This window comes from Streptomyces sp. NPDC096013, assembly GCF_044763565.1.
In the GTDB taxonomy this organism is placed as follows: Bacteria; Actinomycetota; Actinomycetes; order Streptomycetales; family Streptomycetaceae; genus Streptomyces.
On the sequence record NZ_JBIWGK010000015.1, the window covers coordinates 1 to 16,413 of the forward strand.

Below are 16,413 nucleotides of genomic sequence, written 5' to 3' on the forward strand. Positions count from 1 at the left end.
CCAGGCGGCCATTCCTCCGGAGCCATCAACGGCAACGCCCGATCAGCCACACCCGGTCCTCCCGGACCGCCAACATTCTTAGGGACGCCCGATGAGCATCAGCACCGCCGACATCAAGGTCGGCGAGACCCGCGAGAGCATCGTGGTCGGCGACCTCAAGCGCACCCGGATCGTCCAGTACGCGGGCGCCTCCGGCGACTTCAACCCGCTGCACACCGACGAGCGGTTCGCCACCGAGGTCGCGGGCTACCCCGGCGTCTTCGCCCACGGAATGCTCACGATGGGCATGACCGGACGTGTCCTCACCAACTGGGTCGGCACCGAAGCGCTGTTGACCTTCGGTGTGCGCTTCAAGGCCCAGGTGTGGCCCGGCGACACCCTGACCGCCACCGCGACGGTCGAGTCGATCGAGGACACGCCGGCCGGTCCGGTCGCCCGCTTCGCCGTGCGGACCGTCACCCAGGACGGCACCGAGGTGGTCACCGGCACCGCGACGGCCCGCCTGGAGCCCTGAACCGGTGGGCGCCGAACCGGAGTTCACCTGGACGGCGGCGGTGACCGCCGCCTACGACCACTCCCGCCCCGCCGTCCGGTTCGGGGACCTCACCTGGACCGGACGCGAACTCCTCGACCGCGCGGCCGGCGCCGCGGACTGGCTGGACACCCTCGGCCTCGACACCGGCACCCCGGTCCCCGCCCTGGCGGCCACCTCCGCCGACGCCCTCGCCCTGGCGATCGGCGGCGCGGGCTCCGGCCACCCCCTCGCCCCACTCGGCGTCCGCATGACGCCGTACGAGATCGCGGCCGTGGTCGAGGCGTCCGAGGGCCATGTCATCGTCGTGCAGGGTGAGTTCGCCCGCCTCGGCGAAGAGGTCGCCCGACTGTCCGGCCGGCGTGCCGTCGTCGTCCCCGAACTCCGCCCGAGCACACGGACGTTGACGGCCGAGCCGGACGACCTCGCCGCCGTCCTGCACACCTCCGGCACCACCGGCCTGCCCAAACCCGTCCCCATGAGCCAACGCCGCCTGGCCGCCCGCGCCCGCGTCAACGGCCGCCTCTGCGCACTCGATCCGGACAGCTTCTACGGTGGCAGCGCCCCCTTCCACCACATCGCCGGCCTCGGCAACATCGCCGTCGCCCTCGCCGCGGGCGCCCTCGTCACCGGACTGCCCCGGTTCACCGTCGAGGGCTGGGCCCTGCTGCGCGCACTCGGCGCCACCCACACCAGCATGGTCCCCGCGATGCTGGAGACCCTGCTCGCGGCAGGCCAGGCGCACCACGAGACGCTGCGCGTCCTCCAGTACGGCGGCGCGCCCGTCCGCCCCGGCACCCTGCGCCGGACGTACGAGGCGATGCCCGGCGTCCGCATGCTCAACATGTTCGGGCAGACCGAGGGCTCACCCATCAGCGTGCTGACCCCCGAGGACCACCGGGAGGCGGTCGCGGGGCGCACCGACCTGCTGCGCTCGGTGGGGCGGCCCGCCCCCGGGGTCGAGGTCAGGGTCGACGACGCCGGGCCCGACGGCATCGGCGAGATCCACGCCCGCGCCGACCATTTCTTCCGGAGCGACGCCGAAGGCTGGCTGCACAGCGGCGACTTGGGACGGGTGGCGGAGGGCGGCTACCTCTACCTGTACGGCCGCGGCAGCGACATGATCATCCGGGGTGGCGAGAACGTCCATCCGCTGGAGGTCGAGACGGTCCTGGCCGCGCACCCGGGCGTGGCGGACGTGGCGGTGACGGGCGTGCCCGACGAGCGGCTCGGCCAGACCGTCGTGGCCTTCGTCGTCCCGAACGATCCCGAGGCCCCGCCGCGACCCGCGACGCTCCGGAGCCATACCCGCGCCCGGCTGTCCGGGTTCAAAGTCCCCGTCCGCTGGTGGTTCGTCGACGCTCTGCCGCGCAACGCGAACGGCAAGGTCGTACGCCGCCGGCTGCGGGAGCCGTACCAAGGAGAGACACGTGCCTGACCAAGTCGACCCGCACCGCCTCGACACCCTCCTGAGCCGGATCCGCCGGGAGGTCGAGCACGGGGCCCTCCCGTCCGCGCAGGTGGCCGTCGCCCGCGACGGGCGGCTGGTGGCCTTCGAGACCTACGGCGACGCCCACCCCGGCACCCGGTACGTCCTCCAGTCCGTCGGACGGTCGATCGTCGCGGGCGTGGTGTGGAAGCTGATCGGCGACGGGCTCCTGGACGAGAGCGAGCACGTCGCCGCGATCATCCCGGAGTTCGCACCGAACGGGAAGGAGTCCGTGACGGTCGAGCAGGTGCTCACCCACACCGCCGGTTTCCCCTTCGCACCGCTCGGACATCCCAAGATGCTCGACCGCGAGCAGCGGCTCGCCGCCTTCGGGCGCTGGCGGCTGGACTACCCGCCGGGCAGCCGCTTCCAGTTCCACCTCACCTCGGCGGCCTGGCTGATCGCCGAGATCGTGGAGCGGCGCACGGGTCTCGCCTTCGCCGACTACCTGCGCGAGCGGATCGTGGAGCCGCTCGGCCTGACCTCGATCGAGCTGGGGGTACCGGAGAGCCGGCAGCAGGGCAGCGTCGCCCCGATGCTCGCCACGGACCGGACCGGGGACGACCAGGAACCCGACCCCTGGGGGCCGTGGTACCTCTCCGACCCGAAGGTGCTGGCGGCCGGGGAACCGAGCCACGCCCTGGTCGCCACCGCGGCCGATGTCGCGCTCTACTTCCAGGCGTTGGTCCACTCGGGCCTGTGGAAGCCGGAGGCGGTGGCGCGGGGTACCCGGATCAGGCTGACCGGCCATCCGTACGGGGAGCAGATCTACGGGGGCGGCGGCGGTCGCCGTACCAGCATGGGCCTGTTCGTGACCGTGGCCGGTCCCGACGCGGGCAGCAATCTGCCGTCCACCGGCTCGCCCGCCCTCTTCGGCAGCGCGGGAGCCGCCTACCAACTGGGCTTCATGGACCCGGAGTCGGGCCTGTCCTTCGCCTGCCTGAGCAACGGCTACCCCCTCGCCGGCTACGACCACTCCCCGCACGGCATCGCCCTGCTAGCCGACATCGCGAACCTGGCGGCGGGCCTGATCCGCTAGGACCGGGCCCGCCGCCAGATGGGGTTGTCGATGCTCAGCGGCTGATCAGCTGCTGAGCGTTGTTGTACATGATGTCGTCCTGGACCGACTCGTCCAGCTCCGCGAGGAGCTTGCGGTAGTCGGCCGGGTTGGCGATGCCCTCCGCGTGCGGGAAGTCGGAGCCCATCACGATCGACTCGTGGTACCCGAGGCGCTTGACCAGGCTCGGGATGTCGTCCTCCGGGTAGGGCACCACCCGGATGTGCTTGCGGAAGACCTGGCTCGGGCGCTCCGCCAACTGGCCGCCGATCCAGGGGCCGTTGCGCCCCATGCCACGGCTCTTGTCCATGTGCCGGACGAAGTGGGGCACCCATTCGGCGCCGAACTCGGAGACCAGCACGTTGATGTCGGGGAACCGCCCGAAGAGGTTGTCGAAGATCAGCGCGGAGAGCGTCTCCTCGATCGGACGCTGGCCGTAGGTGTTCATCCACTGCCACGCGGACATCCGGAAGTGGATGGGGCTCGCGTCGTGGCCCCAGTCAGGGGCGACGTTCGAGTTGTAGTAGAACTCGCTGATGTGGTAACAGACGCTGGCCTTGGCCTCGTTGACCAGTTTCCAGAACGGGTCGAAGTACGGGTCGCCCGGTGAGCGGCCGTACTGCGGCCCGGTCGGCAGCATGATGAACCGGGCGCCCTCGTTCAGGACGAACTCCAACTCCTTGACCGCACTGGGCAGATCGCGCAGCGACAGCAGTGCGGGGGAGTAGATGCGGTCCTGGTGGTTGAAGCCCCATACCTCGTTCATGTAGCGGTTGAACGAGTGGTAGTTGGCGTAGAGCGGCTCGACGCCCCGCACGTACTCCTCGGCGACCAGTGCCCAGCCGCCCGGGTAGATGATCGTCTGGTCCAGGCCCTGTTCGTCCATGACGCGCAGCCGGGCCTCACGGTTCTGGTACGACTCGTGCATCGGCTCGAACTGGTACGTCTCGTCGGGGTTGCCCGACGCCATCGACTTGAGCATCTCCTTGAGCGAGCCGGGCCGGTAGACCTGCCCGAACTCCGGCTCCAGGCAGACCACGACGCGGTCCCCGGCGAGGATGACCTCGCGGCCGTCGGCGAGTGTCACCGGAGCCACCGCCTGGCCGAGGAACTCCTTCGGGAGGTAACGGGTGAAGGAGTCCCGTTCCTCGTACATGTGCTGGTCGCAGTCGAAGATGCGCTTGCGCTGTTCGGCCATGGCCGTCGCCTCCGGACCCCAGATCTATTCAGTACGCCTCCTATAATTATCTAACTGTTTCGGAGGCGCAAGGGGTGAGGTGAGAACGGCTCGCTGATCTTCCCTCCGTGAGGTCGGCCGGTCCGGCCGCCCGGTCAGTCGAGGAGTTCGAGCACCGTCTTGGGGCCTGCGCCGTTCACCACGTCGTCGGCGCCGCTGATGTGGCGCTGCCACAGCTTCTCGGCCTCGTCCGCCTTGCCGGACTCGATCAGGCCGACCAGCCGCACATGGGCCCGGTGCCCCTTGAGGGCCTGTGCCTTCTGGGTCTCGGCGTCGGTCGCGGCGGCGGTGTACGAGGCGTTGGCCCGGTCGATGATGTTGCGCAGCATGCCGCACAGGAGGATCAGGGTCTGATTGCCGGTCAGTTCGACCAGCAGGGCGTGGAAGGTGTCCTGGGCGTCGACCAGGCCCAGCGGGTCGTCCAGGACGGTCTTCTCGGCCGCCACCGCGTCCCGCAGCCTCTTGATGTCGTCCGCCGTGTGCTTGGCGGCCAGCTGGCGCACGCACGGCGGCTCGATGAGGGCCGCGGCGCGGTAGACGTCGCCCAGTGTGGCGCCGCGGTACTCCAGGATCAGACCGGCGAAGCGGGCGGCGACGTCGGAGTCCGGGGCGCTCACCCGGGCGCCGCCGTGCGCGCCTCGGCGCACCGTGATCAGCGACTCGGACTCCAGGACGCGGAACGCCTCGCGCAACGTCGGCCGGGAGATGCCGAACTGCTCCATCAGGCCCGACTCCGGCGGCAGGGCGTCACCGGGCTTCAGCTCGCCGCGGACGATCTGGCGCCGCAGGTGCGCGGCGACCAGTTCGGCGGTCTTCGGGACGCGGACCTGGCGTCCGACGCGGCCTCGCGAGGGGGCGGGCACGTTCGGCGATTCTGTGCGGGCTGCCTCGGCCACGACGGGCTCCTCCATATAGCAAAATGAATCGTCTTAGTGCATCGAGGGTACCAGGTCAAGGGGTGGATGGATCTTCCCTTGACGAGCCTTCTAGGATAGAGATGATTCATCTACCTATTAGCTGCTGGGAGTGAGCCCGATGACCGCGAATCCGGACCCGCCGCCCCCGGTGATCCTCAGCGAGCTGACCGGCGACGGAGTCCTGCTCCTCACCCTGAACCGGCCCGAGCGGCACAACGCCTGGACGCTGGAGATGGAGCTGCTCTACAACGAACTCTTCGACCGAGCCGAGGCGGATCCGGCGGTCCGGGCCGTCGTCCTCACGGGCGCGGGGCGCAGCTTCTGCCCCGGCATGGACATGAGCGTGCTGGACGGGGCGTCCTCGGGCGCACGCCCCTGGCCGACCGACAGCCTCCCGCCGCGCACCCGGCCCATGGGGTTTCCCAAACCCCTGGTGGCGGCCGTGAACGGCGCCTGCGCCGGCATCGGCTTCAACCAGGCCCTCATGTGCGACGTCCGGTTCGCCGTGCCGGACGCCAAGTTCGCCGCCGCGTTCAGCGCACGCGGCCTGGTCGCCGAGGACGGCGTCTCATGGCTCCTGCCCCGGATCGTCGGCTACGGCAAGGCGAGCGACCTGCTGCTGTCCTCGCGCCGGATCACCGGAACCGAGGCGCGGGAGATGGGCCTGGTCAACCGGCTGCTGGAGCCGGCGGACCTGCTCCCGGCGGCGCTCGCGTACGCCTCGGAACTCGCCCGCACCGCCAGCCCGTACGCGATGTCCCTGATCAAGCGGCAACTCGCCGACGACCAGACGCGCAGCTTCAGTGAGAGCCGCGACACCGCGGCCGCACTGCTGGCCACGGCCAAGCGTGCCCCGGACTACCGGGAGGGCGTGCGCAGCTTCATCGAGCGCAGGCAACCGGAGTTCGCCGGGCTGGGGGAGAACGCCCCCGAACCGGCCGAGGCGGTGTCATGAGCCGCACCGAACTCCCCCTGCACCGCCGCACGATCACCGTCACCGCGCACCTGGAGCCCGGCGGCGAGGAGATCTCGGTCGAGGCGGAGCTGCGCGACGAACGGCCGTGGGCCGGGCCGGCGGTCGCCGACGTCCACCGGATGGTGCTCGCGGTACGCGTCCGTCTCGCGGACATGACGGTCGTGGCCGCCGAGGCGGACATGCTGACGTTCCCCCACGCGGAGTGCCCGTTCATCACCCCGGCCTTCGACAGCCTCGTCGGCCTCGGTGTCGCGGCCGGGTACAACCGGGCGATCCAGGAGCGGTTCCGCGGTGTCTCCGGCTGCTCCCACCTCTACGAACTGGCACGGGTGCTCGGCCCCGCCGTGGTGCAGGCCGCCATGTCCGCCAACGCGCGACGCCGGGACGCGGGCGAGTCCGCGAACGGCCCGCGTGCCACCGCCGGTGTGCTCAACAGCTGCCACATCTGGGCGCCGGACGGCGTGGGCCTGCGCAAGCTGGACGCGGGCTGGCGCCCCGGGACCGGCCCCCGCCCGGTCCCGGAACTCGGCGCCTTCGAGCGGCCTACGGGTTCGTGAGCCTCGGCTCGCGCGGCAGCCCCAGCACCTTCTCCGCGAGGATGTTCCGCTGCACCTGCGAGGTGCCCGCGTAGATCGTCCCGGAGCGGGCGATCAGGTACGTCGTCGACCAGGACGCCGAGGAGTTGGCCGCGCCGGGATCGTCGGCGCGGTAAGTGCGCAGCGGCTGCCGGCCCGTCGGTACCTGGCCGTGCAGGCCCATGATGTCCATCGCCAGGTCGGTGACCTTCGTGTGGTACTCGCTCCAGTACAGCTTGGCGATCGACGTCTCGGGGCCCGGCTCGGCACCCTTGAGCCAGCCGGTGAGGATCCGGTATCCGAGGTAACGCATGATCTCGACCTTGGACCAGCACCAGGCGATCCGCTGCCGGATGACGGGGTCCTGGTCCCGGCCGTGCAGGCGGGCCAGTTCCACGAGCCGCTCCACCTCGGCCCGGAACAGGATCGGGTTGGTCGCCGCCTCCTCGCCGCGCTCCACGCCGAGCAGGCTCTGGGCGACCGTCCAGCCGTTGTGCACGCCGCCCACCACGAGGTCGGCGCGGGTGCGGGCGCCGTTGAAGAAGACCTCGTTGAAGTGGAGTTGGCCGCTCATCATGCGGAACGGCCTCACCTCGACGCCCGGTTGGTCCAGGGGGACGAGGAGGAAGGAGATGCCCCGGTGCTTGGGGGCGTCGCGGTCCGTGCGCGCCAGGACGAAGATCCAGTCGCTGTGGTGGGCGCCGGACGTCCACACCTTCTGGCCGTCGATGACCCACTCGTCGCCGTCGCGGACGGCGCGGGTCGTGAGTGAGGCCAGGTCCGAGCCCGCGTCGGGCTCCGAGTACCCCTGGCACCAGGTGTCCTCGCCGCTGAGGATGCGCGGCAGGAAGCGGCTCCGCTGCTCGTCGGTGCCCCAGCGCAGCAGCGTGTTCGCCAGCATCTTGACGCCGAACGTGTCCTGCGGGAGCCCGAACGGCACACCGGCCAGGGCCAGTTCCTCCATCAGGACGACCTGGTGGAGCTTGGACAGGCCACGGCCGCCGTACCGCTCGGGCCAGCTGAGGGAGAGGTAGCGGTGCTCGGCGAGCCGGTGCCGCCAGTCGCGGGCGAAGGACCAGGCGGCCTCTTCGTCGAGGGTGCCGATGCCCTTCCAGTCCGGCGGCAGCGTCTCGGCGAGGAACGTCCTGACCTCGCCGCGGAACGTCTCGGTCTCCGGGGGATAGCTGATGTCCACCTGCGGTCGCTCCTCGTCCGGCCCTGCCCGCACAGCTCATCGCTGTATTGATTGTTTCAGCATAATAGGTTATCTATTTAACGGGAATGATGTCGAGTCGGAGGCGGGCTGACATGGGACTGCTGGACGGCCGGAACGCGGTGATCACCGGCGGCGCGCGGGGCATCGGCTACGAGATCGCCGGTGTGCTCGGCGGCGAGGGCGCACGTGTCGTCCTCGGCGACATCGACGCGGCCGCCGCGGCCGAGGCCGCCGAACGCCTGGCCAAGAACGGTACGGCGGCCACGTCGTTCCGCTGCGACGTCACCGACGAGGACGAGGTCGCCGCCCTGGTCGCCCACTGCGCCGACACCTTCGGCCCGGTCGACGTCATGGTCAACAACGCCGGGATCACCAGAGACGCGACCCTCCGCAAGATGGCCGTGGCCGACTTCCGCGCGGTCGTGGACGTCCATCTGACCGGCGCCTGGAACGGCACCCGGTACGCCGCCGAGGCGATGCGCGCGCACGGGCACGGCGGCAGCATCGTCACCATCTCCTCCATCGCCGGCAAGGTCGGCAACTTCGGCCAGACGAACTACAGCGCCGCCAAGGCCGGACTCGTCGGCCTCACCAAGGCCTCCGCCAAGGAACTCGCCAAGGCGGGCATCCGCGTCAACGTCGTGCAGCCGGGCCTGATCCGCACCGCCATGACCGAGGCGATGCCCCGGGCCGCCTGGGACGCGAAGCTCGCCGAGATCCCGCTCGGCCGCGCCGGGGAGGCCGCCGAAGTAGCCCAGGTCGTCCTCTTCCTCGCCTCCGACATGGCGAGCTATGTCACCGGGGCCGTGGTCGAGGTCACCGGCGGCCGGTACATGTGACCCCACAGAAAGGCATGGCTGATGTCCGCCCTCCTGCGTGACGCGGTGATCTGCGAACCCGTGCGTACCCCCGTCGGCGGCTACGGCGGCGTCTTCCGCGACGTACCGGCGACCGAACTGGCCGCCGCCGTGGTCCGCGCCGTACTGGAGCGCACCGGCGTCCCGGCCACCGCCGTCGACGATGTCCTCCTGGGCCAGTGCTACCCCAACGGCGAGGCACCGGCCATCGGCCGCGTGGCCGCCCTGGACGCCGGACTGCCGGTTGAGGTCCCGGGACTCCAGATCGACCGGCGCTGCGGCTCCGGCCTCCAGGCCGTCATCACGGCGGCGATGCAGGTGCAGACAGGCGCGAGCGACCTCGTGCTGGCCGGCGGCGTCGAGTCCATGAGCCAGGCCGAGTTCTACACCACCGGAGTCCGCTTCGGCGTCCGCGGCGCTGACACCACCCTGCACGACCGACTGGCGCGCGGGCGGGTGACGTCCGGAGGCGTCAACCACCCCGTCCCCGGCGGCATGCTGGAGACCGCCGAGAACCTGCGGCGGGCGTACGCGATCCCCCGCGAGGAGCAGGACCGGCTCGCCCTGCGCTCCCACGAGAAGGCGGTCGCCGCCCAGCGCGAGGGCCGCTTCACGGACGAGATCGTGCCCGTCACCGTGCGGACGCGGAAGGGCGAGACCGTCGTGGACACCGATGAACACCCGCGCCCCGACTCGACGCTGGAGAAACTCGCCGGCCTCCGTCCCGTGCTCGCACGACAGGACCCGCAGGCGACCGTCACCGCCGGCAACGCCAGCGGGCAGAACGACGGCGCCTCGATCTGCGTCGTCACGCACTCCGAGCGCGCCGCCGAACTGGGCCTGCGCCCCCTGGCCCGGCTGGTCTCCTGGGCCGTCGTGGGCGTGCCGCCCGAGACGATGGGCATCGGCCCGGTGCCCGCCACGGCCAGGGCGCTGGAGCGCGCCGGGCTCAAGCTCGCCGACATCGACCTGATCGAACTCAACGAGGCCTTCGCCGCGCAGGTGCTGGCCTGCACCCGCGAATGGGCCCTGACCGAGGCCGACTTCGAGCGGTTCAACGTGAACGGCTCCGGCATCTCGCTGGGCCACCCCGTCGGTGCCACCGGGGGCCGCATCCTCGCCACCCTGCTCCGCGAACTCGACCGCCGCCAGGCCCGGTACGGCCTGGAGACCATGTGCCTCGGCGGCGGTCAGGGACTGGCCGCGGTCTTCGAACGGCCGACGCACTCGACCCACGCCAATGGAGGACGCTGATGGCCGGACTGATCGCATACGGCGCCTATGTGCCGTACCACCGCCTCGCCCGCGCCGACATCGCCGCCACCCTCGGGACCGCCGCGTCACGGGGCACCCGCGCGGTGGCGGGCTACGACGAGGACACCACATCGATGGCCGTGGAGGCGGCGCGTGGCGCCCTGGCCGGGGACGGGCTGCGTGCCCGCATCGGTCAACTCCTCCTGGCCACCGCGACGCCCGCCTATCTCGACAAGACGAACGCGACCGCCGTCCACGCGGCGCTCGGCCTCGACCCGCACGTCCTCGCCGTCGACATGGCGGGCTCGGTCCGCTCCGGCCTCGGCGCCCTGGTCACCGCCGCCCGCTCCCCGATACCCACCCTCACGGTCCTCTCCGACCTGCGCACCGGCCTGCCCGGTGGCGGGGACGAGTCCGCGGGCGGCGACGGAGCGGCGGCCTTCGCGTTCGGCGGCCACCGCAACGGAGCCCCGGTCATCGCGGAACTCCTCGCCCACGACACCGTCAGCGACGAGATCCTCGACCGCTGGCGACTGCCCGGCGCGCCCGCCTCCCGCGTCTGGGAGGAGCGCTTCGCCGAGGAGATCTACGTGTCCCTCGCGGACAAGGCGCTGACCGCCGCCCTCGACCAGGCGGGCCTGGACCGAGGCGCCGTCGACCACCTCGTCGTCTCCGGCCTGCACGCGCGCGCGTGCGCAACCGTGCGGCGCAGCGCGGGCGTACGGCCCGAGGCGGCGACCGCCGACCTCACCGCGGAGATCGGCAACGCCGGCACCGCACAGCCCGGACTGCTTCTCGCCGACGTCCTCGACCGGGCCGAACCGGGCCGGATCATCGCGCTCGTCGTGCTCGGCGACGGCGCCGGAGTCCTGCTCCTGCGCACCACCGATGCCCTCCCGGCGCATCGGGCCGCCCGCCCGGTCGCCGCCCAGATCGCCGCGGGCGGCACCCCCATGCCGTACGCCACCTACCTCTCCTGGCGCGGCCTGCTCGACCGCGAACCGCCCCGCCGCCCCGACCCCGAACCGCCCTACGCCCCACCCGCACACCGCCGCACCGGCTGGAAGTACGGCTTCGTCGCCTCCCGTTGCGAGAAGTGCGGCACCCGGCATCTGCCGCCGGACCGGGTCTGCGCGTCGTGCCGGAGCGTCGACACGATGACCGACGAGCCGATGGAGCAGGTGCGGGGCACGGTCGCCACCTTCACCGTGGACCGGCTCGCCCACACGCCCAGCCCGCCGATGCTCGTCGTGGTCGTCGACTACGACGGCGGCGGACGCTTCCGCTGCCAGCTCACCGACGCCACCGAGGCCGACGCGGTCATCGGCGCCCGGGTCGAGATGACCTTCCGGCGCACGGTCACCGCCGCCGGAGTCCACAACTACTTCTGGAAGGCCCGGCCGGTGCGCACGGGCGAGACCGAGGGGACAGACGGATGAGCTCGCACGGAATCCGGGACCGGGTCGCGATCGTCGGCATGGGCTGCACGCCCTTCGGCGAGCACTGGACCCGCTCGGCGGACGACCTGCTGGTCGACGCCGTGGGCGAGGCGGTCACCTCGGCCGGCCTCACCCTGGACGACATCGACGCGTTCTGGCTCGGCACCCAGGCCTCCGGAGTCTCCGGACTGACCCTCAGCCGCCCGCTGCATCTGCCGTACAAGCCGGTCACCCGCCTGGAGAACATGTGCGCGACCGGCTCCGAGGCGCTGCGCAACGCCTGCTACGCGGTCGCCTCGGGCGCCTACGACGTGGCCATGGCCGTCGGCGTGGAGAAGCTCAAGGACTCCGGCCTGTCCGGGCTGTCGGGCACCACGATGCCGGGCGCGGGCGACGACAGCCGCGGCGAGATCACGGCCCCGGCGAACTTCTCCCTCCTCGCGCCCGCCTACGCCGCCAAGTACGGCCTCGCGGAAGCCGAGATGAAGGACGTCATCACCCGCATCGCCTGGAAGAACCACGTCAACGGCGCCCGCAACCCCCGTGCCCAGTACCGCAAGGAGGTGCCGCTGGAGCGCATCCGGTCGGCGCCGATCGTCGCGGGGATGCTCGGCGTGTTCGACTGCTCGGGGGTCTCCGACGGTTCGGCGGCGGCGATCGTCGTCCGCGCCGAGGACGCCTACCGGTACACCGACCGGCCGATCTTCGTGAAGGCGCTGTCGTTCGTCGCCGGCCCGGCGGACGGACTCCTGGACCCCGACTACGACTTCACCACCTTCCCCGAGGTCGTCGTCTCGGCCCAGGAGGCCTACCGGCAGGCCGGCATCACCGACCCGCGCGCCGAACTCGCGCTCGCCGAGGTCCACGACTGCTTCACTCCCACCGAGTTGGTGTTGATGGAGGATCTGGGCTTCTCCGGGCGCGGTGAGGCCTGGAAGGATGTCACCAGTGGGGCGTTCGATCTGGAGGGTGCGCTGCCGGTCAACCCGGACGGCGGCCTGAAGGCCTTCGGACACCCCATTGGAGCCTCCGGCCTGCGCATGATGTTCGAGGCCTGGCTCCAGCTGCGCGGCGAGGCACCGCCCGAGCGGACGGTCCGGACCCTGGCCCAAGGGCGCTCGCTCGCCCTCACCCACAACCTGGGTGGCGGGCCCGGCGAATGCGTCTCCTTCGTGTCCGTCGTGGGCAGCGAACTCAGTGACTGAGAAAGGCGGTTGAGTCGTGGGACGACTCGACGACAAGATCGCGATCGTGACCGGAGCCGCCTCCGGCATCGGAGCCGCCACCGCCCGCCTCATGGCGGCCGAGGGCGCGCACACCGTCGTGGCCGACCTGAACCTCGACGGCGCCAAGGCGGTCACGGAGGAGATCCGGGCCGCCGGCGGTTCCGCCACGGCGGTCCCGGTCGACCTGGGCGACATCGAGACCGTACGGGACATGGTGGCCGCGGCGGTCGAGATCTACGGCGGCCTCGACGTCCTGCACAACAACGCCGCGGCCACCCACCTGGCCGCCCGGCAGGACCACCCCGTGCTGGAGGCCGACCCGGCGGTCTGGGACGACACGATGCGGATCAACCTGCGCGGCACCATGGTCGCCATCCAGGCCGCCCTGCCGCACATGATCGCCCGTGGTGCCGGCTCGATCATCAACACCTCGTCCGGCGCCGGTCTCGCCGGCGACCTCCGCAATCCCGCCTACGGCGCCTCGAAGGCCGCGATCGTCAACCTCACGCAGTACGTCGCCACCCAGCACGGCAAGCAGGGGGTGCGCTGCAACGCCGTCGCCCCGGGGTTCATCGTCACGCCGGCCAGCGCCGGTTCCGCGCAGGGGGCGATGCGGGAGACGATGCTGCGTCACCATCTCACTCCGCGGCTGGGACGGCCCGAGGACGTCGCGGCGGCGGTCGTCTTCCTCGCCTCCGACGAGTCGGCCTTCATCAACGGTCACACCCTGCGCGTGGACGGCGGACTACTGGCCCACCAGCCCTACATCGCGGACCTGCGGGACACATAACCCGCCGGTCATGGAGGGACCGTCACCTCGCGCCGAGCGCGTGCACGATGGCCGACGACTCGAAGGGCTTGCCCAGGAGGCCGGGCAAGCCCTTCGGCCCCTCCGTCACAGAGTCTCCGGCTCCAGATCACCCAGGTAGGCGGCCCGGACCGCCGGGTCGCCGCGAACCTCGTCCGGGGTGCCGGCGCAGATCCGGCGGCCGAAGTCGAGCACCACGACCTGGTCGCAGACGCTCATCACCATGTCGACGTCGTGCTCGACGAGCAGCACACCCATGCCCCAGTCCTCGGCGAGCCGTCGCACGAGGCGGGCCAGTTCCCGTGTCTCGTCGTCGGACAGCCCCGCCGCCGGTTCGTCCAGCAGGAGCACGGACGGCGAGGTCGCCACCGCGCGGGCGATGGCCAGCAGCCGCCGCTCCCCGTACGACAGATCGCCGACCGGCCGGTCCAGGCTGTCCTGGAGTCCGAACTCGCGTACGGCCACGAGTACGTGGGCGGGCAGCGGGCGGCTGCCGGGACGCACCAGATCGGTGAGCCAGGTCCAGCGTCCGGGCCGCTCGCAGGCGGCGTAGAGGTTGTCCAGGACCGTCATGTCCTCGAAGAGTTCCAGTGACTGGAAGGACCGGCTCAGCCCCGCCCCGGCCCGGCGGTGCACCGGCAGGCGTGTCACGTCCCGCTCGCCGAGGCGGACGCTGCCGGACGCGGCCCTGGTGAAGCCGGTGACGGCGTCGATGGCGGAGGTCTTGCCCGCGCCGTTGGGGCCGATGAGGCCGACCACCCGCCCCGGTTCGACGTCCAGTGAGAGCCCGTCGACGGCGACGACACCGCCGTAGCGGACGGTGAGGTCCCGGACGTGCAGGGGGAGTGGTGAGGCGCGGGGTACGTCGGGGAGGGCTTCCGGCTGCTCCTCGTGTGCGGGTGCGGTGCGCTTCGGGGACAGTCTTCGGCCGAGGGCCGCCGCCTGTCTGCCGGCCTCCTTGCCGATGCCGTCCTGGTTGCCCACCAGGGTCAGCACCAGGATGATCCCGCCGATCAGCGGCATCCACGCGCTCAGCCCTGGCACCACCAGGTCCCCGAACCGGGCGCCGACCGTACCCGCCGCGAACGTGGCGCCGAACAGCGGGCCGACGAGGAAACCGACACCGCCGATGACGGCGAGGCCGAGCGCGGTGACGGAGTCGAAGCTCGCGAAATCGGAGAAGACGACCGACGTGGAGCGGAAGCCGGTCAGTACCCCGGCGAGGGCTGCGATGGCCGAGGACAGACCGAAGGCGTAGAGCTTGGCCCCGCGGACGTCGATACCGAGGGCCGCGGCGGCCCGTTCGTTGGCGCGTACGGCGATGAGGCGGCGGCCGGTCCGGCCGCGCCGGACGTTGGCGACCACGAGCGTGGTGGCGACGAACAGGACCAGGACCACGGCGGCGTAGCGCTGCGGATGGTCGACCCCGGAGATGCTGATCCCGAAGAGCGTCTGGCTGCCCACCGCGATCCCGTCGCTGCCGGGGGTCGTCGACAGGTCGGTGTTCTGGAAGACCATCGCCTCCAGGGTGGTGCCCAGCCCGAGGGTGATGATCGCGAGGTTGACCCCGCGGGTGCGCACGGCGGGCAGGGCGAACAGCAGGCCGATCGGCACGGTTCCCAACACGCCTGCCAGCACGGCGAGTTCGAAGGGCCAGCCCCAGTCCGCCGCCGCGTGCCCTGCGATGAAGGCGCCGGTCCCGGCGAGAGCGTACGCGGCGAGCGAGACCTGCCCGGCGTATCCGGTGACCACGATGATCGACAGGATGATCAGGGACAGGACCAGGGTGCTGGTGATCGCGTCGGCCCACAGAGGGGTGGACAGGCTCACCAGCACCAGCCCCGTCACGACGGCCAGGGCGAGCGGGACCGGTCGCGCCCTGCCCGTTCCCAGAGCGGGGAGGCGGTCGAGGAACGTGCCGCGCAACGGCAGCGCCCGGCCGCGTGCGACCAGCACCAGGGCGATGAAGAGGAACGGCACCGAGGAGGCGAGGCCGGTGACGGCGGAGCCGAAGCGGGTCAGTTCGGACTGCGCGACCCCGATGACCAGACCGCCCGCCAGGGTGACGGGGAACGACGAGAACCTGCCGACCAGGGCGGCGGCCAGCGCGCTCAGCAGCAGGGTGGTCAGCCCGGTCACCGACAGTCCGATCACCGGCACGATCAGGATGGCGGTGAGACCCGCGAGCGCGGAGCCCAGGGCCCAGTTGCCGGCGGCGATCAGATCCGGGGACCAGCCGAGTGCGGCGGCGGCGCCCTCGTGCTCGGCGACCGCCGTGGTGGCCAGGCCGAACAGGGTGCGCCGGTAGAGGAGATGGAGCACCACCGTGACGGCGACCGCGATGCCGAGCAGCCAGACGCGGTCCTCGGAGACCGTGGCCCCGGCGATCGTCAGCAGCCGGGTGGGCAGCTTGCCGGGCACCAGTTGCAGGCTGTCGCCGTAGCGTTTGACGGCGATCGCGGTGAGGACGATGAACACCGCGAGCGTGCCGACCAGCCGGGCCAGGGTGGACGCCCTGCGCAGCGGACGGATCACCAGCAGGTGGGTGAGCACGCCCAGTACCGCCGAGGTGAGTACACCGCAGGCGGTGGCCGGCCAGTACGGCAGGCCGTGCCGGTCGGCGAGTTCCCACTGGACGTAGGCGCCGGCCATCCCGATCGCGCCGTGCGCGAAGTTCAGGACGCCGGAGCCCCGGTAGACCAGGACGATGCCGTGCGCGGTGAGGGCGTACAGGGCGCCGAGCCCCAGACCGAGCAGCGCGAAGCGCAGGATGTCGTCCATCCGAGGAACCTCCCAGAGAGAGCCCAGAAAGTGCATTCATTTAAATAAT

Annotated in this window: 14 protein-coding genes; 10 read left to right on the top strand and 4 right to left on the bottom strand. The window is 71.6% G+C overall.

Features of this window, described 5'->3' with window-relative positions; genetic code table 11:
* Positions 1-91: 91 nt before the first annotated feature.
* The 3 genes from ACIRB1_RS36425 to ACIRB1_RS36435 are packed head-to-tail and all read left to right on the top strand — an operon-like array spanning position 92 to position 3,060.
* Positions 92-514, top strand: a complete 423-nt coding sequence (locus tag ACIRB1_RS36425; RefSeq protein WP_403468528.1) for a MaoC/PaaZ C-terminal domain-containing protein — start codon at positions 92-94, stop codon at positions 512-514.
* A gap of 4 nt (positions 515-518) precedes the next feature.
* Positions 519-1,970 (top strand): class I adenylate-forming enzyme family protein, encoded by a 1,452-nt coding sequence (locus ACIRB1_RS36430; RefSeq protein ID WP_403468529.1) that lies wholly within the window; start codon positions 519-521, stop codon positions 1,968-1,970.
* Positions 1,963-3,060, top strand: a complete 1,098-nt coding sequence (locus ACIRB1_RS36435) for a serine hydrolase domain-containing protein (RefSeq protein WP_403468530.1) — start codon at positions 1,963-1,965, stop codon at positions 3,058-3,060. Before ACIRB1_RS36430 ends, ACIRB1_RS36435 begins: the two co-directional genes overlap by 8 nt.
* Before the next feature lie 34 nt (positions 3,061-3,094).
* Here the strand turns inward: ACIRB1_RS36435 and ACIRB1_RS36440 are convergent, their stop codons facing one another.
* Together ACIRB1_RS36440 and ACIRB1_RS36445 are read right to left on the bottom strand one after the other, a co-directional pair.
* Positions 3,095-4,276, bottom strand: coding sequence for an amidohydrolase family protein (locus ACIRB1_RS36440; protein ID WP_403468531.1), 1,182 nt, complete (start codon positions 4,274-4,276; stop codon positions 3,095-3,097).
* Between the two features lie 134 nt (positions 4,277-4,410).
* On the bottom strand, positions 4,411-5,211 hold the full coding sequence (locus ACIRB1_RS36445; protein WP_352181772.1) for a GntR family transcriptional regulator: 801 nt from the start codon (positions 5,209-5,211) through the stop codon (positions 4,411-4,413).
* 139 nt (positions 5,212-5,350) lie between these two features.
* Between ACIRB1_RS36445 and ACIRB1_RS36450 the strand changes: the two genes are divergently transcribed.
* Together ACIRB1_RS36450 and ACIRB1_RS36455 are read left to right on the top strand one after the other, a co-directional pair.
* Positions 5,351-6,187 (top strand): enoyl-CoA hydratase-related protein, encoded by an 837-nt coding sequence (locus tag ACIRB1_RS36450; protein WP_403468532.1) that lies wholly within the window; start codon positions 5,351-5,353, stop codon positions 6,185-6,187.
* Complete coding sequence (locus tag ACIRB1_RS36455; protein WP_352181774.1) at positions 6,184-6,765, top strand: DUF2889 domain-containing protein; 582 nt, start codon at positions 6,184-6,186, stop codon at positions 6,763-6,765. Before ACIRB1_RS36450 ends, ACIRB1_RS36455 begins: the two co-directional genes overlap by 4 nt.
* Here the strand turns inward: ACIRB1_RS36455 and ACIRB1_RS36460 are convergent.
* Positions 6,752-7,978 carry an acyl-CoA dehydrogenase family protein gene (locus ACIRB1_RS36460; protein WP_403468533.1) on the bottom strand — a complete coding sequence of 409 codons (1,227 nt, stop codon included), beginning with the start codon at positions 7,976-7,978 and terminating at the stop codon, positions 6,752-6,754. The two genes, ACIRB1_RS36455 and ACIRB1_RS36460, sit on opposite strands and share 14 nt — an antisense overlap.
* 113 nt (positions 7,979-8,091) lie before the next feature.
* Between ACIRB1_RS36460 and fabG the strand changes: the two genes are divergently transcribed.
* From fabG to ACIRB1_RS36485, 5 genes are read left to right on the top strand one after another with little or no spacing between them, the layout of a single operon-like run.
* Complete coding sequence (gene fabG / locus ACIRB1_RS36465; RefSeq protein ID WP_352181776.1) at positions 8,092-8,838, top strand: 3-oxoacyl-ACP reductase FabG; 747 nt, start codon at positions 8,092-8,094, stop codon at positions 8,836-8,838.
* A gap of 21 nt (positions 8,839-8,859) precedes the next feature.
* A complete protein-coding gene (locus ACIRB1_RS36470) occupies positions 8,860-10,110 on the top strand; it encodes an acetyl-CoA C-acetyltransferase (protein WP_352181777.1) in 1,251 nt (416 codons plus the stop codon).
* Positions 10,110-11,549 (top strand): OB-fold domain-containing protein, encoded by a 1,440-nt coding sequence (locus ACIRB1_RS36475; RefSeq protein ID WP_352181778.1) that lies wholly within the window; start codon positions 10,110-10,112, stop codon positions 11,547-11,549. Before ACIRB1_RS36470 ends, ACIRB1_RS36475 begins: the two co-directional genes overlap by 1 nt.
* Positions 11,546-12,754 (top strand): acetyl-CoA acetyltransferase, encoded by a 1,209-nt coding sequence (locus tag ACIRB1_RS36480; protein ID WP_352181779.1) that lies wholly within the window; start codon positions 11,546-11,548, stop codon positions 12,752-12,754. Before ACIRB1_RS36475 ends, ACIRB1_RS36480 begins: the two co-directional genes overlap by 4 nt.
* Before the next feature lie 16 nt (positions 12,755-12,770).
* The gene (locus ACIRB1_RS36485) at positions 12,771-13,565 is read left to right on the top strand and encodes a glucose 1-dehydrogenase (protein ID WP_352181780.1); all 795 of its coding nucleotides are present in this window, start codon (positions 12,771-12,773) and stop codon (positions 13,563-13,565) included.
* Between the two features lie 105 nt (positions 13,566-13,670).
* On the opposite strand, the gene ACIRB1_RS36490 is transcribed toward ACIRB1_RS36485, so the two are convergent.
* Positions 13,671-16,364 (bottom strand): branched-chain amino acid ABC transporter permease/ATP-binding protein, encoded by a 2,694-nt coding sequence (locus ACIRB1_RS36490; RefSeq protein ID WP_352181781.1) that lies wholly within the window; start codon positions 16,362-16,364, stop codon positions 13,671-13,673.
* Positions 16,365-16,413: the final 49 nt, after the last annotated feature.